Origin of the sequence: Geobacillus stearothermophilus ATCC 12980 (assembly GCF_030369615.1) — a bacterium.
In the GTDB taxonomy this organism is placed as follows: domain Bacteria; phylum Bacillota; class Bacilli; order Bacillales; family Anoxybacillaceae; genus Geobacillus; species Geobacillus stearothermophilus.
The window spans coordinates 2695172-2719781 of the sequence record NZ_CP128494.1; the positions used below are offsets into that span (position 1 = coordinate 2695172).

Annotated in this window: 28 protein-coding genes and 3 pseudogenes; 2 read left to right on the forward strand and 29 right to left on the reverse strand. The window is 54.6% G+C overall.

What is annotated here, in order from left to right; genetic code table 11:
• Positions 1–118 precede the first annotated feature (118 nt).
• The 6 genes from fabZ to spoIIID all read right to left on the reverse strand — a co-directional run bounded on the left by fabZ (position 119) and on the right by spoIIID (position 4118).
• A complete protein-coding gene (fabZ, locus tag QSJ10_RS14625) occupies positions 119–556 on the reverse strand; it encodes a 3-hydroxyacyl-ACP dehydratase FabZ (RefSeq protein WP_033013683.1) in 438 nt (145 codons plus the stop codon).
• A gap of 52 nt (positions 557–608) precedes the next feature.
• Entirely contained in the window at positions 609–941 is a 333-nt protein-coding gene (locus tag QSJ10_RS14630) for a DNA-directed RNA polymerase subunit beta (RefSeq protein ID WP_033013682.1), read from the reverse strand.
• 11 nt (positions 942–952) lie between these two features.
• The gene (locus QSJ10_RS14635) at positions 953–1774 is read right to left on the reverse strand and encodes a flagellar hook-basal body protein (protein ID WP_033013681.1); all 822 of its coding nucleotides are present in this window, start codon (positions 1772–1774) and stop codon (positions 953–955) included.
• A gap of 21 nt (positions 1775–1795) precedes the next feature.
• Positions 1796–2626, reverse strand: a complete 831-nt coding sequence (locus QSJ10_RS14640) for a flagellar hook-basal body protein (RefSeq protein ID WP_053532601.1) — start codon at positions 2624–2626, stop codon at positions 1796–1798.
• A 123-nt stretch (positions 2627–2749) separates the two neighbouring features.
• Positions 2750–3751 (reverse strand): rod shape-determining protein, encoded by a 1002-nt coding sequence (locus tag QSJ10_RS14645; RefSeq protein ID WP_033013679.1) that lies wholly within the window; start codon positions 3749–3751, stop codon positions 2750–2752.
• A 103-nt stretch (positions 3752–3854) separates the two neighbouring features.
• Positions 3855–4118: a sporulation transcriptional regulator SpoIIID gene (gene spoIIID / locus QSJ10_RS14650; protein ID WP_011232801.1), complete on the reverse strand. Its 264-nt coding sequence runs from the start codon at positions 4116–4118 to the stop codon at positions 3855–3857.
• Between the two features lie 309 nt (positions 4119–4427).
• On the opposite strand from spoIIID, the gene QSJ10_RS14655 reads away from it, so the two are divergent.
• A complete protein-coding gene (locus tag QSJ10_RS14655; RefSeq protein WP_033013678.1) occupies positions 4428–4937 on the forward strand; it encodes a BsuPI-related putative proteinase inhibitor in 510 nt (169 codons plus the stop codon).
• 20 nt (positions 4938–4957) lie between these two features.
• Here the strand turns inward: QSJ10_RS14655 and QSJ10_RS14660 are convergent, their stop codons facing one another.
• From QSJ10_RS14660 to QSJ10_RS14670, 3 genes and pseudogenes are all read right to left on the reverse strand, one after another.
• On the reverse strand, positions 4958–5086 hold the full coding sequence (locus QSJ10_RS14660; RefSeq protein ID WP_259463369.1) for a hypothetical protein: 129 nt from the start codon (positions 5084–5086) through the stop codon (positions 4958–4960).
• A gap of 45 nt (positions 5087–5131) precedes the next feature.
• Positions 5132–5350 carry a chromate transporter gene (locus tag QSJ10_RS14665; protein WP_230581297.1) on the reverse strand — a complete coding sequence of 73 codons (219 nt, stop codon included), beginning with the start codon at positions 5348–5350 and terminating at the stop codon, positions 5132–5134.
• A 25-nt stretch (positions 5351–5375) separates the two neighbouring features.
• Positions 5376–6533: pseudogene (locus QSJ10_RS14670) on the reverse strand (gamma-glutamyltransferase family protein); the annotation flags it as partial.
• A gap of 64 nt (positions 6534–6597) precedes the next feature.
• Here QSJ10_RS14670 and QSJ10_RS14675 point away from each other — a divergent pair.
• A pseudogene (locus tag QSJ10_RS14675) lies at positions 6598–6765 on the forward strand (RNA-guided endonuclease InsQ/TnpB family protein); the annotation flags it as partial.
• A gap of 121 nt (positions 6766–6886) precedes the next feature.
• Here QSJ10_RS14675 and spoIIQ read toward each other — a convergent pair.
• The 20 genes and pseudogenes from spoIIQ to upp all read right to left on the reverse strand — a co-directional run bounded on the left by spoIIQ (position 6887) and on the right by upp (position 24484).
• Positions 6887–7780 (reverse strand): stage II sporulation protein SpoIIQ, encoded by an 894-nt coding sequence (gene spoIIQ, locus QSJ10_RS14680; RefSeq protein WP_053532599.1) that lies wholly within the window; start codon positions 7778–7780, stop codon positions 6887–6889.
• A 130-nt stretch (positions 7781–7910) separates the two neighbouring features.
• Positions 7911–8939 carry a stage II sporulation protein D gene (gene spoIID / locus QSJ10_RS14685; protein WP_033013675.1) on the reverse strand — a complete coding sequence of 343 codons (1029 nt, stop codon included), beginning with the start codon at positions 8937–8939 and terminating at the stop codon, positions 7911–7913.
• Between the two features lie 334 nt (positions 8940–9273).
• Positions 9274–10578, reverse strand: coding sequence for a UDP-N-acetylglucosamine 1-carboxyvinyltransferase (murA, locus tag QSJ10_RS14690; protein WP_053532597.1), 1305 nt, complete (start codon positions 10576–10578; stop codon positions 9274–9276).
• 31 nt (positions 10579–10609) lie between these two features.
• On the reverse strand, positions 10610–11365 hold the full coding sequence (locus QSJ10_RS14695; RefSeq protein WP_049624887.1) for a YwmB family TATA-box binding protein: 756 nt from the start codon (positions 11363–11365) through the stop codon (positions 10610–10612).
• A gap of 276 nt (positions 11366–11641) precedes the next feature.
• Entirely contained in the window at positions 11642–11881 is a 240-nt protein-coding gene (locus QSJ10_RS14700; protein WP_033011771.1) for a DUF1146 family protein, read from the reverse strand.
• Positions 11882–11993: 112 nt separating this feature from the next.
• Complete coding sequence (locus QSJ10_RS14705) at positions 11994–13508, reverse strand: NADH-quinone oxidoreductase subunit M (RefSeq protein ID WP_033013672.1); 1515 nt, start codon at positions 13506–13508, stop codon at positions 11994–11996.
• Positions 13505–14347 (reverse strand): annotated as a pseudogene (locus QSJ10_RS14710) (proton-conducting transporter transmembrane domain-containing protein); the annotation flags it as partial. The pseudogene QSJ10_RS14710 and the gene QSJ10_RS14705, both read right to left, overlap by 4 nt.
• Before the next feature lie 166 nt (positions 14348–14513).
• On the reverse strand, positions 14514–15050 hold the full coding sequence (locus QSJ10_RS14715) for a NuoB/complex I 20 kDa subunit family protein (protein ID WP_053532765.1): 537 nt from the start codon (positions 15048–15050) through the stop codon (positions 14514–14516).
• A complete protein-coding gene (locus tag QSJ10_RS14720) occupies positions 15041–15409 on the reverse strand; it encodes an NADH-quinone oxidoreductase subunit A (RefSeq protein WP_033010835.1) in 369 nt (122 codons plus the stop codon). Before QSJ10_RS14720 ends, QSJ10_RS14715 begins: the two co-directional genes overlap by 10 nt.
• A 338-nt stretch (positions 15410–15747) precedes the next feature.
• On the reverse strand, positions 15748–16149 hold the full coding sequence (locus QSJ10_RS14725; protein WP_033017484.1) for a F0F1 ATP synthase subunit epsilon: 402 nt from the start codon (positions 16147–16149) through the stop codon (positions 15748–15750).
• A 22-nt stretch (positions 16150–16171) separates the two neighbouring features.
• A complete protein-coding gene (gene atpD, locus QSJ10_RS14730; RefSeq protein WP_033017483.1) occupies positions 16172–17593 on the reverse strand; it encodes a F0F1 ATP synthase subunit beta in 1422 nt (473 codons plus the stop codon).
• A 27-nt stretch (positions 17594–17620) separates the two neighbouring features.
• Positions 17621–18478: a F0F1 ATP synthase subunit gamma gene (locus QSJ10_RS14735; RefSeq protein WP_033017481.1), complete on the reverse strand. Its 858-nt coding sequence runs from the start codon at positions 18476–18478 to the stop codon at positions 17621–17623.
• 67 nt (positions 18479–18545) lie between these two features.
• Positions 18546–20054 (reverse strand): F0F1 ATP synthase subunit alpha, encoded by a 1509-nt coding sequence (atpA, locus tag QSJ10_RS14740; protein WP_033017480.1) that lies wholly within the window; start codon positions 20052–20054, stop codon positions 18546–18548.
• A gap of 24 nt (positions 20055–20078) precedes the next feature.
• Positions 20079–20615, reverse strand: a complete 537-nt coding sequence (locus QSJ10_RS14745; RefSeq protein WP_033017479.1) for a F0F1 ATP synthase subunit delta — start codon at positions 20613–20615, stop codon at positions 20079–20081.
• The gene (locus tag QSJ10_RS14750; RefSeq protein ID WP_183084009.1) at positions 20612–21145 is read right to left on the reverse strand and encodes a F0F1 ATP synthase subunit B; all 534 of its coding nucleotides are present in this window, start codon (positions 21143–21145) and stop codon (positions 20612–20614) included. Before QSJ10_RS14750 ends, QSJ10_RS14745 begins: the two co-directional genes overlap by 4 nt.
• 120 nt (positions 21146–21265) lie before the next feature.
• Positions 21266–21484 (reverse strand): F0F1 ATP synthase subunit C, encoded by a 219-nt coding sequence (atpE, locus tag QSJ10_RS14755; RefSeq protein WP_011232830.1) that lies wholly within the window; start codon positions 21482–21484, stop codon positions 21266–21268.
• A gap of 67 nt (positions 21485–21551) precedes the next feature.
• A complete protein-coding gene (gene atpB, locus QSJ10_RS14760) occupies positions 21552–22265 on the reverse strand; it encodes a F0F1 ATP synthase subunit A (RefSeq protein ID WP_015376063.1) in 714 nt (237 codons plus the stop codon).
• Between the two features lie 30 nt (positions 22266–22295).
• Entirely contained in the window at positions 22296–22652 is a 357-nt protein-coding gene (locus tag QSJ10_RS14765) for an ATP synthase subunit I (RefSeq protein WP_053532764.1), read from the reverse strand.
• Between the two features lie 6 nt (positions 22653–22658).
• Positions 22659–22877, reverse strand: coding sequence for an AtpZ/AtpI family protein (locus QSJ10_RS14770; protein WP_033008425.1), 219 nt, complete (start codon positions 22875–22877; stop codon positions 22659–22661).
• Between the two features lie 977 nt (positions 22878–23854).
• A complete protein-coding gene (upp, locus tag QSJ10_RS14775; RefSeq protein ID WP_033017312.1) occupies positions 23855–24484 on the reverse strand; it encodes a uracil phosphoribosyltransferase in 630 nt (209 codons plus the stop codon).
• Between the last annotated feature and the right edge of the window lie 126 nt (positions 24485–24610).

A 24610-nucleotide genomic window follows, 5' to 3' on the forward strand; every position in this document is an offset into this window, starting at 1 on the left:
GACCGGTCCTTGTTTATCTTTCCCAGAAGAGCGCATTTCATGCAAGGGGAATGAAACAAATGCGGAGGTGGCGTTTAGGGGAATGAACATACGCGCCCCGCAAAGGAGCGCGCGTTGGTCAGCCGTTTGTTTTCTCACCAAGGGCGAACATGAGCTCTGTTTCGCAGACGAGTTCGCCGTCGACGGTGGCGGTGCCTTTGCCTTTGCCGATGGCGCCGCGGGCGCGGAGAATTTCGACTTCCAGGCGAATTTGGTCGCCTGGTTTCACTTGCCGCTTAAAGCGGCAGTTGTCGATGCCGGCGAAAAAAGCGAGGCGGCCGCGGTTTTCTTCGCTTTGCAGGAGGACGACGGCGCCGACTTGGGCGAGCGCCTCGACGATCAACACGCCGGGCATGACCGGGTATTCGGGGAAGTGGCCGGCAAAAAACGCTTCGTTGGCGCTGACGTTTTTGATGCCGACGGCGCGCTTTCCTTCTTCGATTTCCAGAATGCGGTCAACAAGCAAAAACGGATAGCGGTGCGGGATGATGGACTGGATTTGTTGGATGTCAAGCATAGAAACACTCCTTTTTCATGATCATCAAGACGATGACGCGGCGAGGTGCTGCTTACGTCCCTTTTTCGACAAAGTCGAGAATGTGCTGCCACGTCGAGGGGCGGAACACGTCAAGCCACGCTCCGTCGCCGATGGCGCTGTAGCCAACGACCGCTCCCGCCGCAAGGCAGATGGCCATAAGAACGGTGACGATCACGAGCCGAAGCCAGATCGGGATGAGCCGGGTGCGCGCGAAACGGCGCGGCGCGGCCGCCTCCTCTTCAGCCGGAAGGGCTTGGGCTTCCGGTTCAGCGGGAGCCGGCGGGCTCTTTCTCACTCGGCCTTTCCGCCTTGCCATCCGGGAAGACGGCCGATGCATACGCTCTTGATGCCTCTCGTCACTCATCGCGATCCTCCTTATGAGGAGCGCATGCCGTTAATCAGCCCGAGCATTTGTTCCGAAATGGAAATGGCGCGGGCGTTCAGCTGATACGCTCGGTTTGTCGCCATTAGGCCAACCATTTCTTCGCCAAGGTCGACGTTCGACTGTTCCAAGGCGCCTTGCTTGACGCCGATTTGGCCACGCAAATTGCCGTTGAGCTCCCGAGCGGCGCCAGGGACATCCGGCAAGGTGAAGACGTTGTCTCCCTGGGCTTCGAGAAGCTGCGGACGGTCAATGGCGGTGACGCCAAGGTTCACGCGGGCAACAACCGCACCGCTGGCATCAGTGGCCGTCAGCATCCCGGTTGGGGAGAGCTGAAAGCCGGTTGTGCCGGTGGGAAATTCGATGGGCCGATTCGCTTCATCGAGCACCGGGCGGCCGTCGCTTGTCACGAGGGCAAGACGTCCGTCCATAGGAGTGACAGAAAAGTTGCCAGCGCGGGTGTAGCCGATCGTTGTGTCACCGTTGGCATTGGCGACTTGAACGCGAAACCATTGGTTGGCGGCGGTGAAGGCGAAATCGAGCGCGCGGCCGGTCTCGACGAGCGTTCCTTGAACAGACACAAGCATCGTCGAGGCGAGGCGCGCCCCGTTGCCGTAACGCACGCCGGCCGGCGTCTCACGTGGCGCTTCGTCGGCGGGAAGGCGGTCGACTTGCTGGGCGAGGAGCTCAGCGAAGCGCGCTTCGCGCCGTTTAAAGCCGACGGTGTTGCTGTTGGCGATGTTGTGGCTGATCGTATCAAGCCGCTCTTGCAAGGCGTTCATCGTGTTGGCGGCGGTGAGCATCGAACGAAGCACGGGCTTGTCCTCCTTTTGTCATCATTTCAGGCGGCCGACTTCATTGACGGCCTTGTCCAAGCTGCGGTCGTACGCTTGGATGATTTTTTGGTTTGCTTCAAACGTTCGGTAAGCCGCGAGCAAGTCGGTCATCGTCCGCTCAACGTCCACGTTCGACCGTTCGAGAAACCGCTGCTTGACGGTATACGTGACATTGCCGGGCGCCTGCGGCAATGGCCCTGCCGTGCTGCGGAACAGGCCGTTTCCTTCCTTCACCAATGTTTGCGGGTTGGCGGCGAAGGCGACGCCAAGGCGGGCGATTTCCCGGTTTCCGGTGATGATCGTCCCGTCGTCGCGGACGGCGAACGTTTCATTCGGAACGGCGATGCGCTCGCCGTTGCCATCGAGCACATACCAACCGTCTTGCGTGGTTAAATAGCCGTCCGGGCTCACGGTGAAATGGCCGTTGCGCGTGTACCGGATGTCGCCTTGGCCGTTTTCGACGGCAAACAAGAGCGCCCCGCGCTGCCCGCTTGCCGGGTCGACCGGGACTTGTCCATCGACTAAGGCTACATCAGTGGAGAGACCGGTTTCTTTAATATCCCCTTGGCGGAAGTTCGGGATGAGTTCTTGCATATAGACACCCGTCTGGAGCGGCCCGATCGCCGTTTGCGTCAGAATGGCGCGCGGCGGGGCGGTTGGAATCGGCTCGTCCTCGAGGCGGCTCATCAACAGTTCCGGAAACGCTCTCATCGCTCCTGCATCAGCTTTGTATCCCGGCGTTTCGGCGTTCGCCAAGTTGTTGGTCAGCATCTCGACGCGCCGCTCCTGGGCGAGCATGCCGCTCGCGGCGGTATACAATCCTCTTAGCATGACAGCTCCCTCGCTTGTCCATGAAAATTCGTGGCAGAAAGCCGCTGCCGGCGTTGGCGGGCGGCTTGTTGATTCCATTATAGGCGGGCGGGGGCGGCAGCCGCATCCCCTGCTTTTCCTTTTTTACACCAACTGCGATTTCGACGCGCGGTCGATGTTCTCAAGCATCAGCCCGGTGCCAAGGGCGACGCAGTCCATCGGATTTTCGGCGATGAACACCGGCAGCTTCAGCTCTTCGGCAAGCAACTGATCGATTCCATGCAAGAGGGCGCCGCCGCCCGTTAAGATGACGCCTCGGTCGATGATGTCGGCCGACAGTTCCGGCGGCGTGCGCTCGAGCACGCTTTTCGCGGCTTGTACAATCAAGGACACCGGCTCGCGAAGCGCCCGTTCGATCTCCTCCGAACGGACGGTGATCGTGCGCGGCAGTCCGGTGACGAGATCGCGGCCGCGGACGTCGATTTCTTCGGTCCGTGCGCCTGGGAATACCGTTGCGACTTTGATTTTAATCTCCTCGGCCGTTCGTTCCCCGATGAGCAGCTTATATTCGCGCTTGATGTAGTTTAAAATTTCCATATCGAACTTGTCCCCGGCCATTTTAATGGAAGAGGCGGTGACAATGTCCCCCATCGAGAGAACCGCCACGTCGGTCGTGCCACCGCCAATATCAACGACCATGTTTCCGCACGGCTGAAAAATGTCCATTCCGGCGCCAATGGCTGCGACTTTCGGCTCTTCCTCCAAGTACACTTTTTTGCCGCCGCTTTTTTCTGCTGCCTCTTTGATCGCTTTCCGTTCGACCGATGTCGTGTTCGTCGGGCAACAAATCAAAATGCGCGGTTTGGCGAAAAAGCCTTTTAGGTCGAGCTTGCTTAAGAAATGCTTCAGCATCGCTTCTGTAATGTCAAAGTCGGCAATGACGCCGTCTTTGAGCGGCCGAATGGCAACAATATTCCCAGGAGTACGTCCGACCATTCGTCGTGCTTCTTCGCCGACTGCGAGCACTTTGTTCGTGTGTTTATCGATCGCCACGACGGACGGCTCATTGAGCACGATGCCTTTGCCTTTGACGAAAATGAGGACGTTCGCCGTGCCTAGGTCAATGCCGATATCTCGTGAGAACATACATGCTCCTCCTTGCCTCTGCTCTGAAATCATTCCTAATAGATTATTCTACCATATTTGCCCCCCGGAATGATACTGCAAACGGCAGATGGCAAGGAAAAAGTCAGTTGTTTTTCACCGTCTGCTTTTTATACTTTTTCTTCGTTGCCTCCCCGCCCCGCAAATGGCGGATCGATTTATGGTAATCGAGGATTTGTTTCACTTCTTGGGCCAGCTCCGGATTGATCTCCGGCAGCCGTTCGGTCAAGTCTTTATGCACGGTGCTTTTCGACACGCCAAACTCTTTCGCGATGACGCGAACGGTTTTCCTCGTCTCCACGATATACTTGCCAATCTTGATCGTACGCTCTTTGATGTAATCGTGCACACCACTCGCCCTCCCTAAGTTGGATGTGAGAAGTGAGAAGTGTGAAATGAGACTCGTCTTGCCACTGATGAGCGCCGCTTTCGTTGGATGTCTTGGAAGCGTCTTCGCCGCGTCGCTTGCCGGTTGTGAACGATCCCCACCTCAACCACTCTCATTGCTGTTCAATTTGTAACATTTTATTAGACAAAACGGGAATATATACCAGAAATATCAAGGCGGACAACGGTTTTTTCACAATTTTTTTGCGGTTTGTAACGGAAGGGAAATGGGAAACGACTATGTATAGAGAGGAAAAAAGGAGGATCTGGCATGGGCAAAGGAAAAATGATCGGCGTCGCAGCCGTGTTGGCCGGGGTGGCGGCGGCGAGTGCGCTGTTTATGTATAATAGCGGCAACGAGCGCCCGCAGGCGAAAGATGATTTGCTTGGCCCCGCTCCAGCGGGCAAACCAGCGCCCACAGGCGGGAAAGGGATCATCGCCGGAACGTTGGAGCCGTCACTCACATACGAAAAGCAAAACGATGCTTACGTGTTTACGTTTACGGTCAAAAACCAAACGGAGCGCGTGCAAACGGTGACGTTCACGAGCTCGAAAAAGTATGACTACATTTTGTACCGCGATGGCCAAAAGGTGAAGCAGTACAGCGAAGGGAAGATGTTTGCACAAATTTACGAAGAGCGCACGTTAAAACAAGGGGAAGAGCTGTCGTTTCAGGAGACGTTCCGCGGCCTGGAGCCCGGAACGTATACGCTTGAGTGGTGGCTCGCCGACCAAAACTGGCCGAACGCGCGGGCGAAAGTGACGTTTACGGTGCAATGAGGCTTCGGGCGAATGACAAGTCAAACGGCCGGCCGCATGCGGCGCATGCCAAACGCCGCTCGTGCCGAGTTGGCCAACAGCCCGGTGAGAGAGGGCGTCCGTTCGCCTGTCAACGGCAACAATGACGACAAGAGGGATGTTTCCGTCACTGTGAGGAAGCATCCCTTCCATCTTTCTTTAGCCATAGAGGCCATTCATGGCGAGAGAAACACCGCCCCGTACACGAGCGCCAAGGCGATGACGTACGCCGGATGGAGGCGCCATTTGCCGAACATCAACAGGGCGCTGGTGGCAGCGAGACACACCATTTGGACGAGCCCGGCTCCTTCGTACGACTCGCGAAAAAAGTCGATCGCCATGATCCCGAGCATGACGACGCGAAAAAAAGCAAGAAATAAATGCCATTGGTTCATCGAAGTCATCCCTTTATCGTGAGTCTCACCAAGCGGCGACCGCCCCGTCCGTGTGCGGCTCCGTCCCGGCGGCAAGCACGCCGGTGTCAGGATCGCGCCAAATGATTTGTCCGCGGCCGAACGGACCTCCGTCTAAGGCAAAGCGAATGTCATGCCCTTTGCGGGCGAGCGCTTCGGCGATATGGCGCGGGAAGTGCGGCTCGACGAGCACCGTTTTTTCTTCCATCCACTGCCAGCGTGGCGCATCGAGCGCCGCTTGCGGGTTCAAGTCAAAATCGATGGTGTTCATGATCACTTGCAAATGCCCTTGCGGCTGCATAAATCCGCCCATGACGCCGAACGGGCCGACCGGTGCGCCGCCTTTCGTCAAAAAGCCGGGGATGATCGTATGGTACGGCTTTTTCCTTGGCGCCAGCCCGTTCGGATGGCGTTCATCGAAGACAAAGTTATGGCCGCGGTTGTGCAGGGCGATGCCCGTGCCTGGGACGACGAGGCCGGAGCCGAAGCCCATGTAATTGCTTTGAATATAGGACACCATATTCCCTTCGCCGTCGGCGGCGGCCAAATAGACCGTGCCGCCTTTGGGCGGCGTTCCCGGCTCCGGCGTCAGCGCCTCCGCGCCGATTTGCGCCCGGCGCATGGCGGCAAACGACTCCGACAACAGCTCGTCTGGGCTGCAGCTCATATAACGGCGGTCGGCGATGTACGCTTTTCCATCGGCAAAGGCCAGCTTCATCGCCTCGATTTGCCGGTGGTGCGTCTCGACATACGGGACGCTTGGCACGTCAAACCCGTTCATGATGTTGATGGCCATCAACGCGACAAGCCCCTGCCCGTTCGGCGGGATTTCCCACACTTCATAGCCGCGATAGGAAACGGAGATCGGCTCGACCCATTCCGGTTCGTACTCGGCGAGGTCGTCCGCCGCCAAAAAGCCGCCGTATTGCTTCGAGAAGGCGGCGATTTTTTCCGCCAGCTCGCCGCGGTAAAAGCTTTCCGCCTCCGTTTCGGCAATGGAGCGCAGCGTCGCCGCATGATCCGGAGAAGCCCACACTTCCCCGATCTTCGGCGCGCGGCCGCCCGGCGCAAACGTCGCAAACCACGAGGCGAACTCCGGCCCGTTCAGCGCTTCTTTGTACACCCGATAAGCGTTCGCCCAGTATTTGCCCAGCACCGGCGATACTTGACACAAAAGTGCTTGCACAAGCCAAGTTACACGACATGACCTATCGTCTACTTCGATCAAGCGTGCCAAGTACAAACGAATGCGAAAAACCCTCCAGCAAAAAGGGACGGCTTCTGCGCGTCGGAAGTTGAAAACAATCGGACAACGAGAAAACCGTTGGATGACGGATGTGAACCATGCTGTCACGAAGGCACTCGTTCGTCAATATGGAGAACGTACCCTTTTGGTCGCTGTGCTTCCCCGTTTGGATTTCGAAACATCAAAACCAAAAAGACCCGCCCGCTTGTCTTGGCAAACGGACAGGCCTTTTCGTCGCGTTTTTCGTTTCCTCTTGCTCGACGCCTTGTCGATTACGCTCTCGCCATGCCGATCGAGGCGTCTGGCGTTTTGTAGGAAGACGCGTCATCATGTTGGTCTTGCTCATGGTCGCTTGGCGCCGTTTTGTTGTCATCAGCCGGCGTTTGTTCGGTTTCCTTGGCCGGGCTTTGTTCACTCGGCGCGGTTTCGTCGCTTGGCGTCACGTTCTTCTCTTCGCTTGCGTTGGCGTTATCTGTTCCGGCGTTGTCTTCGGCTTTGTCGGTCAAGGCGGTCAACGGTTTGTCGATATAGTCGATCGGGTTGACCGGTTTGCCGTCTTTGCGAATTTCAAAGTGGACGTGGATGTCTGCTTGTTTGTTAAACTCGCTTTGCCCTGCCTTGCCAATCACTTCGCCTTGTTTCACCGTATCGCCTGCTTCCACTTTCACGTCGGCCAGCGATTGATAGACGGTCGTGACCCCTTGTTCATGATTGATTTCCACAACGTAGCCTAAAATCGGGTCTTTTTCCGCTTTCGTTACCGTGCCGCTTAATGCAGCCGTAACGTCAAACGTTTTGCCGTCTTGGCGCACAAGGTCGATCCCTTGGTTCGGATGGTACGTATGATCGTAAAAGACGAGGGCTGCTTCCTGTTCCTGTTCTGATGCGTTGTCATCATAGAACGGTGTTTTGACTTGCACGGCGTTCGGGTCAAGCACAGGCATCGCGATGTTTTCGACCGTTTCATTGACCGGAACAGCCGGGTTTTCCTGCTGGGCGGTGCCGTTTTTCACGGTGTCGTTTTCACCCGACTTCTCTTGTTTGCCCACTTGGAACCAAAGTGCGCCTGCGACGATCAACGCTGCGCAAGATAGATAAATAGCCGGAAATACCCAACGCTTGCGGAAGAAACGCTTCAGCGACGGTTGTTTTTGTTCCTCTCTCATGTTCATCACCTCAACAACCATTTTGAACAGAAAGAGGAAAAGATATACACGCCGAATACAATTTTTTCGCTTATTTTTTGATATTCCCCCGCATTTTATGCAAAAAAAAAAAATCGGAGCGGACGCCCCGTCATTGTTTGGCGGTCAACTTGTTCAAAAAGGCGGTCGCTGAAGAGATGCGGACGCCTCGGTAATAATGCTTCACGATGTCGGCGTACGTTTTCCCTTCTTTGGCCATAAAGTTGGCGCCGTATTGACTCATGCCGACGCCATGGCCGTAACCTTTCGTCGTAATGATGATGTCATTCCCGCTACGCACCCAGGTGAAATCACTCGACGGCAAGCCGAGCCGTTCACGCACTTCGCGGCCCGTGAACGTCTTTCCGCCGATTTTCACCTCGCCGACTCGACGGCCGGGCGTGCGCGATAAAATGACACCGACGGATCCGTCTTTTGGCAGCACGATTCCGAGCCTCCGCTCAAATTCGACGACAGACATCGTTTTTCGCTGATAAAACTTCGGGGATTGTTTGTCCCATAGGCTGACGACGCTTTTTAAATACGGGATATCGTTTTTCCAGTACGCTTCAGAATTTTCTGTATACCCGTTGCTTGTGGAAAAGAAGAGCGCTTCAATCGGTTCGTTGTTGTACGTTAAAATTTGCCCGCGCGTATCCAGAACCGCTTTGGTCACTTTTTTGATCTTCCAGTCGTAATCGCTTCCCCATAACTTCCGCAGTTCGTCATCGCTGTAATACACTTGGTGCGCCACTGTGTCGGTCACATTCGCTCCTTGCGGCAGGCGGAACGGCTGGTTGGCGAGCATCTGTTTGACGATATACGTTCGTGCCGTTAAGGCCTGCGCCTTTAACGCCTCGAGCTCAAATTCGGCCGGCATTTCCGCCGCCACCACTCCGATGACGTACTGTTCAAGGGGGATTTTTTCCACGCGCTGTTCTTTGCTTCGGTAAACCGCCACGTCAATGGACGGCCCTTCGGCTGCCTGCGAACGCTGGAGTTGTTCGTGCTTCTGCAACTGTTCCGTCAATTTCGCCACCTTCCCATCGTAAAACGGCAGGACAAGCGCTGCAGGAATGACGAGGATGGCCACAAACAGGCATAGTGCAAGTACGATGACCGGTTTCAGTCGTTTCACCATAGCCGAGCCCCCAATATGCATTTTCTAAGCCCAAGCGGACATGATCAATCAATGCCTGCATGGCTTCCGTTCGTTACTTATAGTTATGGGCTCGGACAAGTATATATGACTGTTTTCTTTCGCGTCTCCTCCTGTCCTTGAACGAGCGGATGCGCGCCCTCTTCCGTGCAGCGGAAAGCGGAGAGCCGGCATTGGCCGGCCAAGCGGGGGGGAGAGAATGCAAAAAACGACCATTCGATAAGCGTCAATTCCCGTTTTTAGGTCTGGGCGTGAGAAAATGCAAAAAACGACCATTCCCCGCCGAAACAGGCAGTTCACGGTCGTTTTTTCGCCATTATCCGTTCCATTCGATCGCTTGGATCGGGTCGAGTTGTTCTGTTTCTTCCCGAACGCGTTCAATGTCAGCGCCAAGCGCGGCCAGTTTTTCATGAAAGCGGACATAGCCGCGGTCAAGATGACGAAGCTCGGTCACGCGCGTGTAGCCGTCCGCCGCAAGTCCAGCCAAAATCAAAGCGGCGGCAGCACGCAAATCGGTGGCCGCTACTTCAGCGCCTTGCAGCTGGCACGGACCGTTAATAATGACAGAGCGCCCTTCAATTTTAATATCAGCGTTCATCCGGCGGAATTCTTCCACATGCATGAAGCGGTTTTCAAATACCGTCTCGGTGATCATGCTTGTGCCTTCGGCTTTTAACAAGAGAGCCATCATTTGCGATTGCATGTCAGTTGGAAAACCTGGGTATGGCATCGTTTTAATGTCGACGGCTTTCAACGTTTCCGGACCGATGACGCGCACACCGTTTTCTTCTTCGATAATCGTCACGCCCATTTCTTCCATTTTGGCAATGAGCGAGCTTAAATGTTCGGGAACCGCTCCTTGCACGAGGACGTTGCCGCCGGTGATGGCGGCTGCCACCATAAAGGTGCCAGCTTCAATGCGATCCGGGATGACGGTGTGGGACGTGCCGACGAGCTCGTCAACTCCCTCGATTCGAATCGTGCCGGTCCCGGCGCCGCGCACTTTGGCGCCCATCGCGTTCAAAAAGTTCGCCAAATCGACAATTTCCGGCTCTTTGGCGCAGTTTTCGATCACAGTTGTACCTTCCGCGAGCACCGCGGCCATCATAATATTTTCCGTTGCCCCAACGCTTGGAAAGTCCAAGTATACTTTGGCGCCGCGGAGACGGCCGTTCACTTCTGCATCGATAAAGCCGTTGCCGACTTTCACGGAGGCGCCCATTGCTTCAAATCCTTTTAAATGTTGATCGATCGGGCGCGAACCAATGGCACAGCCACCCGGCAAGGCGACGCGGGCGCGGCCGTTGCGGGCCAACAGCGGTCCCATGACGAGCACGGAAGCGCGCATTTTCCGCACATATTCAAACGGCGCTTCCACCGTCAGCGGAGCGGTCGCATCGACCGTTACCGTATTGCCGGCGATTTGCACATCGGCGCCTAAATAGCGGAGCACCTCACTGATTGTATATACATCGGAAAGAGCAGGCACATCATGAATCGTGCTAGTTCCTTTTGTCGCTAATAAGGTGGCAGCAATGACGGGCAAAACGGCATTTTTTGCGCCTTCCACTTTGACGGTGCCGCTCAACCGGTTTCCGCCACGGACGATGATCTTTTCCAAGGCATTCCCCTCCGCGTCCAATTTCTCTATATTAATATTCAATGGTAATGATTGGGGTTCCAACAACGACGCGCGTCTTGCCGCCCAATCTTTCCCTCAAGGCGAGTTGCAGGTTGATCGGCTGTTGCTTGGCGGCCGGGAGAACGTTCTTCCACTGCCCAGTATATGCAGACAGGGAAACGAATGACTCTTCCCGCAACCACTCAACCGGTTTCGCTTGAAAGTTGCGCACCAGCCGAGAAGCCTGATCGAACAAACCACCTTTCATATTACCATTGAATTCGCCTTCAATACAAGCATAAAATGTAGGGTCGTTCACAAATAGGCCGTTCGTCTTCATTTGAATCTGGCGTGCTGCTTCTTTCCACCCAATCCGGCTCCATTTGGGGCCCGTTGCTTCATAGAGGATATACGTTTGCGGCGTACCGTTTGTGACGGTCATCACGAGCTGGATTTGTTCTTGGAAGAAGGCGTGCTCGTTTTTGCCGATCGCTTTTTGCCAATGTCCGCTTTTGGCAAACGACCAGTGAAACGAACGATATGTTTGTTTCAATTCCGCCATTTTTTTGAAAAAGTCCGCATCATTTTGAATATCGCGGGCATACTCTCTTGTGTAAATGACCCAGCGGCCAAGCGAAGCACCGTGTTGCGCCAGCGTGCGCGCCATCGTTTCCATCGGTTTTGACCATTCGTCCCCCTGCGCGCCTTCCGTCCGGTATTGCCAGGCGGCGAAAAACAGGCTGGCCAGCATGAGCGCCAGCAGCCATTTCATCCGGTTTTTTCTCATCTTCGTTCCCTTCCTCTCCTTACTTGTTATTGTTGCCACCAGGACAGGGAACATACGTCCAAAAAATCGACAACCGGTGATTTTTGAAATCGTTTTCATGCATAAAAATAGAGTGGACGGATCGTCCACTCGGCCGAAAAAGACCCGGCCACCCATGCAGATCAATGGCGCCATATGGAAGATGCGTCGGCCGCGCGCGGCCGATCGCATAGCCTGTTGCGGCCAAAACGAGCGTGTCGGCGGCATGAAGCCTGCCCTGCCGCAGACGGGGCGCTGCTAGTCGCGAAACAAATACGGCAAATCGGTCGACCATGCCCAATAGTCGAGGAAAAAGTTCGCAACCGTTGAGCCGATCGCAATCGTCAATAAAATGTACAGCAGCCGCCCTTGGACGACGCGGTTCGGCTTCAGAAGCACTTCAAGCCGGACAGCTTGCAGCGTCCACCACGTCACCGCCATGAACACTAAATGAATGATAATCGACAGCAGCGCCTGTTGACCGATGATGGGCATCACCGCGCTCCACCTCCTCCTAAACCATGCAAACGTCCCCCATCCTCTTGATGAGGCGGTTTCCCCTCTGTTCAACAAAAAAGAGGAGAGGGTTCCCTCTCCCCTTATTGTACCGTTACGGCAAAAAATCGCCAAAATGCCCAAATTGGGCGAGCACATCGTAGGCAAGTCCCGGCATCCAGCCGATCACCAGCGTTCCGAGCGCGCATACGACCACATCGGCCGACAGCCCGGCCGGCAGCCGGCCAAGCGGCGCGAGGGAAGCCGGACGGAAAAAGAGTTGAACGAGCAAATTGAAGTAGTATACATACGAGATCACCGTCGTCACCGCCATCACCGCCGCGAGCACGTAATGGCCCGGCTCGGTGACGACAAGGCCGATGAACAAATAGAGCTTGGCGATAAAGCCGGCCGTCCCCGGAATGCCGGCGAGCGAGAGCAAGAACAGCCCGAGGGCTGCAGCGAGCAGCGGGCGATGGCGGTACAAGCCGGACAGCCCATCGAAATCATCGGAGCCGGTCTGGTGCGCGATATGCGCAACGATGGCAAACGCCCCGATGTTCATAAACACATAAGCGAGCAAGTAAATCCAAAGCGAATCGATCATCGCCCACGACATCGCGGCAACCCCGGCGAGCAAGTAGCCGGCGTGGGCGATGCTTGAATAGGCGAGCACATGTTTCAACTCGCTCTGCCGGATCGCCAACAGCGCGCCGTACAATACGTTTATGACTCCCACCACCGCGATGACGCCAGCAAACGTGCGAAACTCGTCCGGAAACAAGCCGATCCCGAAGCGGATCATCCCGTACGCCGCAATCTTCAACAGCACCCCGGCGTGAAGCATGACGACCGGCGGCGGCGCTTCGACGTGCACGCGAATGAGCCAGCGGTGAAGCGGAACGGCCGGCAGCTTGACGGCAAACGCCAACAACAGCCCGCCAAGCAGCCAATGCCGCCCCTCTTCGGTGAGCGGGGCGATCAGCTGCCCTTGAGCGACCGGGTTATGTAACATCTCACGGAGCAACGCGAAGTTTGCGGTCCCGGTGCGGGCGACAAGGACGGCGATCACAACAAGCAGCAAAGCCGAGCCGAGCCCGTTGTACAACAAGTAGCTGTACGCCGCCCGCTCGCGCTCAAACCCGCCCCACTTGCCGACAAGCAAAAACATGGCGACCAACGTCACTTCGAGGAAGAGGAAAAACCAGATGAAATTGGCGGTTGCAAATACGCCGAGCATGCCGATCTCCAATGCGAGCAGCCACATAAAATATCCTTTTTTCTCCGCTTTGACCAACAAGGACGTGGCAGCCGCCAAAGTCGCCAACACCGCGGTCAGAACGATAAAGACAAGCGACAGCCCATCGATGCTGAGCTCATAGCGGATCACATACGCTGCATCCGTTAAAAACGGAAGGTTGGCAAGCCGCACCCAATCGTGCGCCTCATCGAGCCGCTCGAGGCGAAACCCGCGTCCAGACTGAATGAAAGCAAACAACGCCAAAATGAGCGGCGGTACGGTGGCGGCCGTTCCGAGCCATTGAATCATTCGTTCATCCGTTTTGCGGACAAACAGCAGCAACATGATGCCTAACAGCGGCGAAAAGACGAGCAGCGATAAAAAAATCATAGCCAGTACCCCCCTGTTAAGGCGAAAATGACGACCAAAATCGCCAATCCGGCCACCGTCACCGCCCCATACGTCTGCGCCTGCCCGTTTTGCCCGCGCGACCCAGCCGAGGCGGCCGCGCCGACAATGCCGGCGGCAAGCCGGGCGAGCCCTTCAACAAGGAAGCGGTCGACATACGCCAACAGGCGGCTGATCCATGACACAAGCGACACGACCGTCAAACGGTAAATGTCATCGATGTAGTAATGACGACGCAGCAGCTCATCAACATACGGAACACGCGCGGACAACCAATCGCGCGGCATTTTCTGCGCCCCGTACATCAGCCAGGCGAGAAAAATCCCTGCAAACGACACGATGGTCGCCAAAACAGCGATCCATCCCGGCGCCGCTTCATGATGGTAGGATCCGTCCGTCAGCCACTCGCCGAGAAACGAACCGAACCACGGCGTTTGCATGTATCCGGATGCAATCGACAGCACGCCGAGCACAAGCATTGGCGCCACCATCGAGGCCGGCGCTTCATGAGCATCCTCATGATGCCGCGCTTTGCCGGCAAAGACGAGGAAAAAGAGCCGGAACATATAAAACGACGTCAACAGCGCGGCAGCGACCGCGAGCCAAAAGAGGAGGCGCGGCCCGTTCGTCCAGGCGGCGGCCAAAATTTCGTCCTTGCTGAAAAAGCCGGCGAATAGCGGAACCCCGCTGATCGACAGCGCCCCAATGAGGAACAGCGGCGCGGTCCATGGCAGCCGCTGCCAAAGTCCGCCCATTTCCTCAATGTTTTGCGTACGGACGGCATGAATGACGCTCCCGGCGGCCAAAAAGAGGAGCGCTTTAACTTCCCTCCGAAAGAAGTCTCCTACTTCTAAACGTGAAGGTGCGCCAGCACCAGTGAAAGTGGGAGATGAATATTGGTTGGCGTTAGCCAACGAATAGGATAGAATATGGCTAGAACGGACACCTTCGGAACGAAGGGAAGCGTAAAGGGTTCTTGTGTGTGGCTTACCGTTCAGCGAACACACACAAGTCGCTTGAAGCCCCCACCTCTAAGCGAAGCGTAGGTGGTGGGTAGTTCACTTTATGAATGCCGTAAATGAGCGCCGCAGGGTTTGGTGGACAGCCAGGTATGTACACGTCAACTGGGACGATTTGGTCAACCCCTTTGACGACGCTGTATGATTTCACATACGGCCCGCCGGCTGTTGCACACGAACCCATGCCGATCACCCATTTCGGCTCCGGCATTTGCTCGTACAACCGGCGCAACAGCGGCGCCATTTTTTTCGTCACCGTTCCCGAGACGATCATGACGTCTGATTGCCGCGGCGAGGCGCGGAAAAACGAGCCAAACCGGTCGAGATCGTAATGGGCGCCGCCGACCGCCATCATCTCAATCGCGCAACAGGCAAGGCCGAACGTCAGCGGCCAGAGCGAATTGCTGCGCGCCCACCCTTTTAACTGCTCGAGCGTCGTCAAAAAAACGTTGCGCTTCACTTCTTCCATTTCCGCTTGCGAGAAGCCATCCCATTTTACATCCATCGTAACACCTTCTTTTTCCAAGCGTAGATCAAACCAATGGCAAGCAAGAAGATGAAGATCACCATTTCAATCAAGGCAAACAGGCCGAGCTGGTCGTAAACAACCGCCCAAGGATATAAAAACACCGTCTCGACGTCAAAAATCACAAATAGCAAGGCAAATAAATAATAGCGGACTTGAAACTGGATGCGCGAGTCGTGAAAGGGTATGTTACCGCTTTCATAGGTCGTTGCCTTCGCCTCGTCCGGCACATGCGGCCGCAACAAGCGTCCAACCGCAAGCGCCCCGATCGGCAGCAGCACCCCGAGGCAAAGGAAGACGAAAATAATCAAATAACTGTTCGCATAGACGTTGCTCAACACGCTCGCCCCCCTTCCGGTTTACTACATACGTATGGTGTTAATGTTAAATTTTTCAATAATTCCTTCGATTTTATTAATTATAACATTTATATCTAGCCGTTTCAGCAAAACTTCGGGTTCTCCCTGTCAACATGATGGCAAAGCTCCGCGGAGTATGATGCCAATGCCATGGCTGCAATGATGCCCCTTGATCGTTGCCGCCTCAAAGGGGAAAGGGGGAAAGGACGAGGAATGACGCATGTTTCGGCTTGCAGAAAGACCGCAACGCAGAGGAGAAAGCCGCGGCTTCAAGTGATCTGGCAATAAAAAAAGCAGAGGAACATCCGCTCCTCTGCTTACTTCATTTCCGCTACATTCAAACGGTTCAAGGCGCGTTTCAACGCCAGTTCGGCCCGGTTGAAGTCGATGTCATCCTGCTGGCTTTGCAGGCGGCGCTCCGCCCGCTCTTTCGCCGCTTTGGCGCGGAGGACGTCAATGTCCTCCGCCCGTTCAGCAGCTTGAGCCAAAATCGTCACGTTGTCCGGGCGGACTTCCAAAAAGCCGCCGCTGACAGCAATGTATTGCGTTTTGCCGCCTTTTTTCAGCCGGGCCGCGCTGATCTCGAGCGGGGCGACAAGCGGGATGTGCCCCGGCAAAATGCCGAGCTCGCCGCTTTTCGCTTTGATGCTGACCATTTCAACATCGTCTTCGTACACCGGGCCATCAGGAGTAACGACGCTCACGTGGATCGTTTTCATTGTCCAATCCCCCTATCCCGGGTCACACTTCGACACCCATCGCTTTCGCTTTTTCAACGACTTCTTCAATGCGGCCGACTAAGCGGAACGCATCTTCCGGAAGATGGTCGTATTTGCCTTCCAAAATTTCTTTAAAGCCGCGCACCGTTTCTTTGACCGGCACGTAGGAGCCCGGTTGGCCCGTGAACTGCTCCGCCACGTGGAAGTTTTGCGACAAGAAGAACTGGATGCGGCGGGCGCGGTGAACGACGAGTTTGTCTTCGTCCGACAGTTCTTCCATCCCCAAGATGGCGATGATGTCTTGCAATTCTTTATAACGTTGCAGCGTTTGCTGCACTTTGCGGGCGACTTGATAGTGCTCCTCGCCGACGATTTCCGGCGCCAGCGCGCGCGACGTCGAGGCGAGCGGGTCAACGGCCGGATAAATCCCCATCTCCGCGAGCTTCCGCTCCAGGTTCGTCGTCGCATCCAAGTGCGAGAACGTCGTGGCCGGAGCCGGGTCCGTATAGTCGTCGGCCGGGACGTAAATCGCTTGAATCGAGGTGATCGAGCCTTTCGCCGTCGACGTGATCCGCTCTTGCAATTGGCCCATCTCCGTCGCCAATGTCGGTTGGTAACCAACAGCCGACGGCATGCGTCCTAACAATGCCGATACTTCCGAACCAGCCTGCGTGAAGCGGAAAATGTTGTCGATAAACAGCAGCACGTCTTGCCCTTGCTCATCGCGGAAGTACTCCGCCATCGTCAAACCGGTCAAGGCGACGCGCATCCGCGCCCCCGGTGGCTCGTTCATTTGCCCGAACACCATGGCGGTTTTGCTGATAACGCCGGAGTCTTTCATTTCATGGTACAAGTCGTTCCCTTCGCGCGTCCGTTCGCCGACGCCAGCAAAGACGGAAATCCCGCCGTGCTCTTGGGCGATGTTGTGGATCAGCTCTTGAATCAAGACCGTTTTTCCTACGCCAGCGCCGCCGAACAAACCGATTTTTCCGCCTTTAATATACGGGGCAAGCAAGTCAATGACTTTAATCCCCGTTTCCAAAATTTCGACTTCGGTCGCCAATTCCTCGAATTTTGGCGCCGGACGGTGAATCGGGTCGCGGCGGGCGTCAGCCGGAATGTCGCCTTCGAGGTCGATCGGCTCTCCCAAGACGTTGAACACGCGGCCAAGCGTGACTTCGCCGACCGGCACCGAAATCGGTGCACCGGTATCGATGACTTCCATGCCGCGGATGAGGCCGTCTGTGGACGCCATCGCGATCGTCCGTACTGTATCATCGCCAAGGTGCAAGGCGACTTCCAATGTCAAGTCGATGTCGACTTCGTTTTCGTTGCGCGCTTGATGTTGAATTTTCAGGGCGTTGTAGATCGCCGGCAAGTGGCCGTTCTCAAACTTGACGTCTACAACCGGACCCATGACTTGGATAACGCGTCCTCTTGTCATCGTTTTCCCTCCTAACTTGCTAGTCCGCTATTGCAAGGCGTTTGCTCCGGCGACAATTTCCGTAATTTCTTGCGTAATCGCCGCTTGGCGAGCGCGGTTGTAGGAAAGCGTCAATGTGCGAATGAGCTCGTTCGCATTGTCCGTTGCGTTCTTCATCGCCGTCATGCGGGCGGCGTGTTCGCTTGCTTTTGCATCGAGCAATGCGCCGTAAATGAGGCTTTCCGCATACTGCGGCAATAAGACGTCCAAAATTTCTTCTTGCGACGGTTCAAATTCGTACACCGTGCGCTGCTTATTCTCCGCCAAGTCAGTGAGCGGAAGAAGCTTCCGTTCCGTCACCTCTTGCTGGATCGCGCTCACGTAATGGTTGTAATACATATACAGCTCGTCAAACGTACCGTCGGCGAATAACCCAACCGTTTTGCGGGCGATTTCTTTAATATCGTCAAACGACGGCTGGTCCGGCAAGCGGGTGATGTCGAGAATGACCGGCATGTTCCGCTTGCGGAAAAAGCTCAACCCGACGCGGCCGATGACAATGATCGCATATTCGTCCGGAGAAGCATGGCGTTTTTGGATCGTTTGGTACACGAGGCGCAACACGTTGCTATTGTACGCGCCAGCCAGACCGCGATCCGACGTGATCACGAGATAACCGGTTTTTTTCACCGGGCGCGAAACGAGCATCGGATGCGAAGCCCCTCCGGCGCCAAGCGCCACATTGGCCACGACTTCTTGAATTTTCTCCATATATGGAACGAACGATTTCGCGTTTTGCTCCGCGCGGTTCAGCTTCGACGTCGAGACCATTTCCATCGCTTTTGTAATTTGGCTTGTCTTCTTCGTCGCATTGATGCGCGTTTTAATATCGCGTAACGATGCCAAAGGTTTCACCACCTTTTTGCTGCACGGGTTCTAACAGGCATGAGGGGGCGATATGCCCCCGCCGGCCTTATTGTGAAACGACAAACGTTTTCTTGAACGCTTCGATCGCTTGATTGAGATCGTCTTCGTTCGGAAGATCTTTCGTCGTGCGGATGTGCTCAAGCAAGTGTTGGCCGTTTTGGTCGAGCCACAAGTAAAACTCTTTCTCGAAACGGCGCACATCTTTAACCGGAATGTCGTCCAAAAAGCCGCGCGTCAATGCATAGATGATCAACACTTGTTTTTCGACCGGAATCGGCTGATGCAAATCTTGCTTCAGCACTTCGACCGTGCGCGCCCCGCGGGCGAGCTTCGCCTGCGTCGCTTTATCGAGGTCGGAGCCGAATTGGGCGAACGCTTCGAGCTCACGGTAAGCGGCCAAGTCCAAACGAAGCGTCCCGGCTACTTTTTTCATCGCTTTGATTTGTGCTGCCCCACCGACGCGCGAAACGGACAACCCTGCGTTGATCGCTGGGCGGACGCCGGAGAAGAACAAGTCCGATTGCAAGAAAATTTGCCCGTCCGTAATCGAGATGACGTTCGTCGGAATGTAGGCGGAAATGTCGCCCGCTTGCGTTTCGACGAACGGAAGCGCAGTCAACGAACCGCCGCCTTTGGCATCGCTCAATTTCGCTGCGCGCTCAAGCAGGCGGGAGTGCAAGTAGAAAATATCCCCCGGATACGCTTCACGACCCGGCGGACGGCGAAGCAAGAGCGACAATTCACGGTATGCCGCGGCTTGTTTCGATAAATCGTCATAGACCACTAACACGTGTTGGCCTTTATACATGAAATACTCGCCCATCGCCACACCGGCATACGGCGCCAAGAACAAAAGCGGAGCCGGCTGCGACGCCGAAGCGGTGACGACGATCGTATAGTCGAGCGCGCCGTGTTTGCGGAGCGTTTCGACAACGGTGCGGACCGTCGATTCTTTTTGCCCGATGGCGACATAAATACAAATCATGTTTTGGTCTTTTTGGTTGATGATCGTGTCAATGGCGACGGACGTTTTCCCCGTTTGCCGGTCGCCGATGATGAGCTCGCGCTGGCCGCGGCCGATCGGCACGAGCGCGTCGATCGCTTTAATCCCGGTTTGCAGCGGCTCATGCACCGATCTCCGGTCCATAACGCCCGGCGCCGGGCTCTCGATCGGGCGCGTTTCGGTCGTTTCCACCGGGCCTAAGCCATCGACAGGCTGGCCGAGCGGGTTGACAACGCGGCCGATGAGCGCCTCCCCGACCGGCACTTCCATGATCCGGCCTGTGCGGCGCACTTCGTCTCCTTCTTTGATGCCGGTATACGGCCCTAAAATAACAATCCCGACGTTGTTTTCTTCCAAGTTGAGCGCCATGCCCATCACGCCGTTGGCAAATTCAACAAGCTCGCCGGACATGACGTTATCAAGCCCATGAGCGCGCGCGATCCCGTCGCCGATTTGGATGACGGTGCCGACATCGCTCACTTGGATTTGCGATTCGTAGTTTTCAATCTGCTGCTTAATGAGCGCGCTGATTTCTTCCGCTCTAATGCTCATGCCTTTCACCCCTGTCTCCAAATGTTAACCAATGAGCTGCCGCTGAATCCGTTCAAGCTGCCCGCTGACGCTGCCGTCATAAATGCGGTTGCCGATGCGCAGCTTCACGCCGCCAATCAGTTCCGGCTCGACGATATTTTCAATGTGGAGCGTTGCTTTGCCAACCTTTTTGGCAAACACGTCAGAAAGCGCCTGCAGTTCTTCGTCCGTCAACGGGCGCGCCGAATAGGCGATCGCTTCAGCGATGCCGCGCGCATCGTTGGCAAGGGCGATAAACTGATCGGCCAGTTCAGGCACAAGGCCGAAGCGATGGCGCTCAAGAAGAAGCAAAAGCGTGTTTTTCACCGGAGCAGAAACGCCGGCGAACACTTCACGAACAAGCGCTTTTTTCTTTTCTAAAGAAAGATTCGGGTTGGAAAGAAGAGATAAAAACTCGCCGTTTTCCGCCAACGCTTGGCGTACGGCGCGGACGTCTTCCTCGATCCAGTCAAGCTGCTGTTGTTCGAGCGCGATTTGGAACAAAGCGGATGCATACCGTTTGGCGATCACTTCTTGGTTCATCGCGCTCCTCCTGCCTCTTGAACGTCTTTGATGTACGCTTCGATCAGCTTGCGTTGATCTTGCTCGGTCAACTCTTTTTCAATCACTTTCGAAGCGATGAAGACAGACAACGACGCCACTTGTTCGCGGAGCGCGGCCATTGCCTGTTCTTTTTCGCGCTCGATTTCTTGTTTCGCCGTTTCTTTCACCCGTTCCGCTTCCGCACGGGCCGAGGCGACGATTTGTTCTTTCTGCTCTTCGGCAAACTTGCGCGCATTTTCGATGAGCGCTTGCGCTTCTTGACGCGATTGCTTCATCAGTTCACGCTGCTCTGCCAGCAGTTTTTCCGCTTCTTGGCGGCGTTTTTCCGCTTGGTCGATTTCGTTCGCGATATGTTCTTCACGTTGTTTCATGATATTCATTAACGGCTGCCAAGCGAATTTGCGCAACAAGGCCAGCAAAATAATGAACATCAGCAATTGGTAAATAATCGTGCCGCCGCTGATGCCATGCGCCGCTTCGCCGAGCACCAATACGTTTGCCTTCCACAACACCGCGTTTCACTCCTTTCGACAGCTATCGCACCGACGCGGTCTCGCAAAACCGCACATAAAGGAATGGCGAAGGTGGTCGTTGACACGAACTTCGCCATCACTTTCCATATCGATTTCTTATCGACCTAAGTAAATGAACGAGAAGACGACACCGATGATCGGAAGCGCCTCAACCAACGCGACCCCGATGAACATCGTCGTTTGCAAAACCGGACGCAATTCTGGTTGACGAGCAATCCCTTCGATGGTACGGCTGACGATCAATCCGTTGCCGATGCCGGCGCCTAACGCCCCTAAACCTACCGCAATCGCAGCTGCAAGTACACCCAAACTCATGTTGATAGATCCTCCTTCACCATGTTAAAGTAATGTTTCAAGTCCTTAATGAAATGATAAGGAATGCTCAATGGTCATGACTGACCTTATGAGCCATATAAACCATGGTTAACATCGTAAAAATGAACGCCTGAATCGTTCCGACAAAAATACTGAACGCTTGCCACACCATCATCGGAATGGCTGCGCCAACAGCGCCAAGCACACCGTAATGCGTGCCAAGGCTGGCGAGCAAGCCAAGCAAAATTTCCCCGGCGTAAATGTTCCCGAAAAGACGCAAACCGAGCGTCAGCGTGTTGGCAAACTCTTCGATGATTTTAAGTGGGAACAACCAGGCGACTGGACGGGTGTAATCGCGCAAATAGTCGGATGCCCCTTTCATTTTCACCCCATAGTAGTGGGTGAGGGCGACGACCATCACCGCCAGCGTCAACGTAACGGTCGCATCCGCGGTTGGCGATTTCCACCAAAGTTCGCCGTTGACATGGACGGAAAACGGCAGTCCAAGCATATTGGCCACAAACACATACATGATGAGCGTGACCCCCAGCGTCAAAAAGCGGCCGCCCGTTTGCCAATCCATTGTGCTGTTAATGATGCCTCTAACAAAGTCAAAGACCCACTCCATAAAGTTTTGCATCCCCGTCGGGCGCAACTGAAGCGAGCGAGTAGCCGCAACAGCAATGATGAAAACGATCAAACAGGTGATCGTAATCATCAACATATCAGATAAATTAAACGTAAGGCCTAAAAATTCGACAAGCGGCGCTTTATGCTCCATCCTCTCTCACCTCGCTTTCTACACAGCTGATTAGTCATTATGTAAAAAATGATTTGCTACCAATAGGATATATGGGGTGGCCAAGCCGATGACGACCGGCATAACGGACAAATGTTGGGGATACCGGGACACAAACAGCGCAACGGCGGCAACCAGCGCAAATCGAATCATGGTCCCAAGCGAAGGAGGGCGCCGTCCCTCGGCCATCGCTTCTCCTGCTTTTATGACACGCCGGGCCAGCAAGCGAATGCTGTACAGCCCTGTTGCTGTTCCAATGAGCAAACTAAAAAACCACGCTTCATAACTGGTCAATATCCATCCTACCGCATAACCTACCATTAGCACCGACGATTGCTTTTGTATTCGTTTTATGATCCTATCAATCATTGTTTCTTATTCCCCAAAAAAACGCCGAATTGTTTTCAGCGTGGCGAACACTCCCGCTGCTAAGCCGAGCAACAAACCAATAACAAGGAAAAGCGGTTCACTGTCCAATTGTCGGTCAACCCATCTGCCGCCAAATAAACCAACTAATGTACAGCCGACTAGCTGTGATGTGATCGCTGACATCAAGCCGATGGCCCGAAAAGGATGACGGTTATTTTTTTTCATAATGGTTACCATACCTCGCCCGTTTAGACCAGAGATCATTTCCGACAGTGAAAACCTTCTCAATCTACCTAATTGTAAGCATCTACCTATTGTAAGCATACAATACCGCTTGGTCAATGTCAATGTGTTCCCACATAAAACATCATTCACACAGAGTAAATATTAATAATTTGGGACAATTCCTCATTTTCTTTTCACAAAAATGGTGTATAATGATATATTTTTTTGGACACTTCCCTGCCTACAGCAACCGACTCACTCTGGACGCGTCCCTGTTTCGATGTCGAAAGAGGGGGCCCCGTTTGGACGCGGCCCCCACACCCGTCAAGTTTAGCGGTATAAAATTTTTAAGACGATACTCGTGTTCATCCCCGCAGTGAATGATGGGGATCACATCCATTATTGGGCATACCAAATCCCCCTCCAGAAGAGGGGTGTTTGGTATTTATATCCATATCTAATTCTACCATATCTCTAATTTCGTTACGATATCTGATGCCGTTTCTTCCCCTTTCCTTCGACCTTTCTTGGCATGTTTTCGTAACAGGGAAAGGAGAGAGAAAAGGTTGATTTCCGCCATATGCGAACGCAAAAGCAACTGGTGCCAATACGATTGGAGAAGATCGAGCGCTTTCCGTTCACTGATTTCAATGTCTTCCTTTTGATGCCAATACATCCGAGCTTGAAACATCCCCATGCACAGAGAGTCAGAAAGGCTTCCGCCGTTAACGAACGCTGCCGCCGGATAAAGCCTGTTTTCCGTGCGAGACGGGTTCATTCTTCGGGAGAAAAGAGTTGACGAATGGTTTGAATCCATGCTTTCATTTGTTTTTCCATGAAAAAAATCCTTTCTAACGTGGAGTGTTCGTTAGAAAGGATACCGTGTTTTTGACGATGCACAAAGACCAAAATTCTTAACTTGATGGGTATGGACACGGCCCCCTCTTTCGACCGTACGGGCAACGGCCTGCTTCGGGTTATTTCGTGCCAAACAGCCGATCGCCGGCGTCGCCAAGACCAGGGACAATATAGCCGTGGTCGTTCAACCGCTCATCAAGGGCAGCGATGTAAATGTCCACATCCGGGTGCGCGGTTTCCACCGCTTTAACCCCTTCCGGCGCCGCGATCAGGCACATAAATTTAATGCTTTTCGCACCCCGCTTTTTCAGCGCATCGATCGCCGCCACCGCTGATCCGCCGGTTGCGAGCATCGGGTCGACGATGATAAAATCGCGCTCTTCGACATCGCTCGGCAGCTTGACGTAATATTCGACCGGCTTTAACGTTTCCGGATCGCGATACAAGCCGATATGGCCGACTTTCGCCGCCGGGATGAGCTTCAGGATGCCGTCAACCATGCCGATGCCGGCGCGCAAAATCGGGATGACGCCGAGCTTTTTGCCGGCAATTACTTTCGCTTTCGCTTTGCTGACGGGGGTTTCGATCTCGACTTCCTCAAGCGGCAGATCACGTGTAATTTCAAACGCCATCAACGTCGCCACTTCGTCGACAAGCTCTCGAAATTCTTTCGTGCCCGTATTCTTGTCGCGAATGTAGGTCAATTTATGCTGGATGAGCGGATGATCAAAGACGTACACTTTTCCCATGGGTCAACTCTCCTCTTCCGTATGTATGCACTACACTTCTATACATTCTACTGGAAAACGAGCGCCTATTCAACTGCCGAACGAACGGAAAAAGGCGCACCGCCAAATCCGGAGGCGGTGCACCGT

Excerpts from the sequence above, each read along its gene's own strand:
- atpD (WP_033017483.1), bottom strand. The coding sequence starts at position 17,593 with ATGACAAGAGGACGCGTTATCCAAGTCATGGGTCCGGTTGTAGACGTC.
- QSJ10_RS14655 (WP_033013678.1), top strand. The coding sequence starts at position 4,428 with ATGGGCAAAGGAAAAATGATCGGCGTCGCAGCCGTGTTGGCCGGGGTG.
- atpA (WP_033017480.1), bottom strand. The coding sequence starts at position 20,054 with ATGAGCATTAGAGCGGAAGAAATCAGCGCGCTCATTAAGCAGCAGATT.
- QSJ10_RS14640 (WP_053532601.1), bottom strand. The coding sequence starts at position 2,626 with ATGCTAAGAGGATTGTATACCGCCGCGAGCGGCATGCTCGCCCAGGAG.
- QSJ10_RS14645 (WP_033013679.1), bottom strand. The coding sequence starts at position 3,751 with ATGTTCTCACGAGATATCGGCATTGACCTAGGCACGGCGAACGTCCTC.
- QSJ10_RS14665 (WP_230581297.1), bottom strand. The coding sequence starts at position 5,350 with ATGAACCAATGGCATTTATTTCTTGCTTTTTTTCGCGTCGTCATGCTC.
- QSJ10_RS14695 (WP_049624887.1), bottom strand. The coding sequence starts at position 11,365 with ATGAGAAAAAACCGGATGAAATGGCTGCTGGCGCTCATGCTGGCCAGC.
- QSJ10_RS14725 (WP_033017484.1), bottom strand. The coding sequence starts at position 16,149 with ATGAAAACGATCCACGTGAGCGTCGTTACTCCTGATGGCCCGGTGTAC.
- QSJ10_RS14745 (WP_033017479.1), bottom strand. The coding sequence starts at position 20,615 with ATGAACCAAGAAGTGATCGCCAAACGGTATGCATCCGCTTTGTTCCAA.
- upp (WP_033017312.1), bottom strand. The coding sequence starts at position 24,484 with ATGGGAAAAGTGTACGTCTTTGATCATCCGCTCATCCAGCATAAATTG.
- atpB (WP_015376063.1), bottom strand. The coding sequence starts at position 22,265 with ATGGAGCATAAAGCGCCGCTTGTCGAATTTTTAGGCCTTACGTTTAAT.
- atpE (WP_011232830.1), bottom strand. The coding sequence starts at position 21,484 with ATGAGTTTGGGTGTACTTGCAGCTGCGATTGCGGTAGGTTTAGGGGCG.
- QSJ10_RS14705 (WP_033013672.1), bottom strand. The coding sequence starts at position 13,508 with ATGATTTTTTTATCGCTGCTCGTCTTTTCGCCGCTGTTAGGCATCATG.
- fabZ (WP_033013683.1), bottom strand. The coding sequence starts at position 556 with ATGCTTGACATCCAACAAATCCAGTCCATCATCCCGCACCGCTATCCG.
- QSJ10_RS14715 (WP_053532765.1), bottom strand. The coding sequence starts at position 15,050 with ATGGATGTAAAATGGGATGGCTTCTCGCAAGCGGAAATGGAAGAAGTG.
- spoIID (WP_033013675.1), bottom strand. The coding sequence starts at position 8,939 with ATGGTGAAACGACTGAAACCGGTCATCGTACTTGCACTATGCCTGTTT.
- QSJ10_RS14765 (WP_053532764.1), bottom strand. The coding sequence starts at position 22,652 with ATGATTGATAGGATCATAAAACGAATACAAAAGCAATCGTCGGTGCTA.
- spoIIQ (WP_053532599.1), bottom strand. The coding sequence starts at position 7,780 with ATGAGAGAGGAACAAAAACAACCGTCGCTGAAGCGTTTCTTCCGCAAG.
- QSJ10_RS14630 (WP_033013682.1), bottom strand. The coding sequence starts at position 941 with ATGAGTGACGAGAGGCATCAAGAGCGTATGCATCGGCCGTCTTCCCGG.
- QSJ10_RS14770 (WP_033008425.1), bottom strand. The coding sequence starts at position 22,877 with ATGAAAAAAAATAACCGTCATCCTTTTCGGGCCATCGGCTTGATGTCA.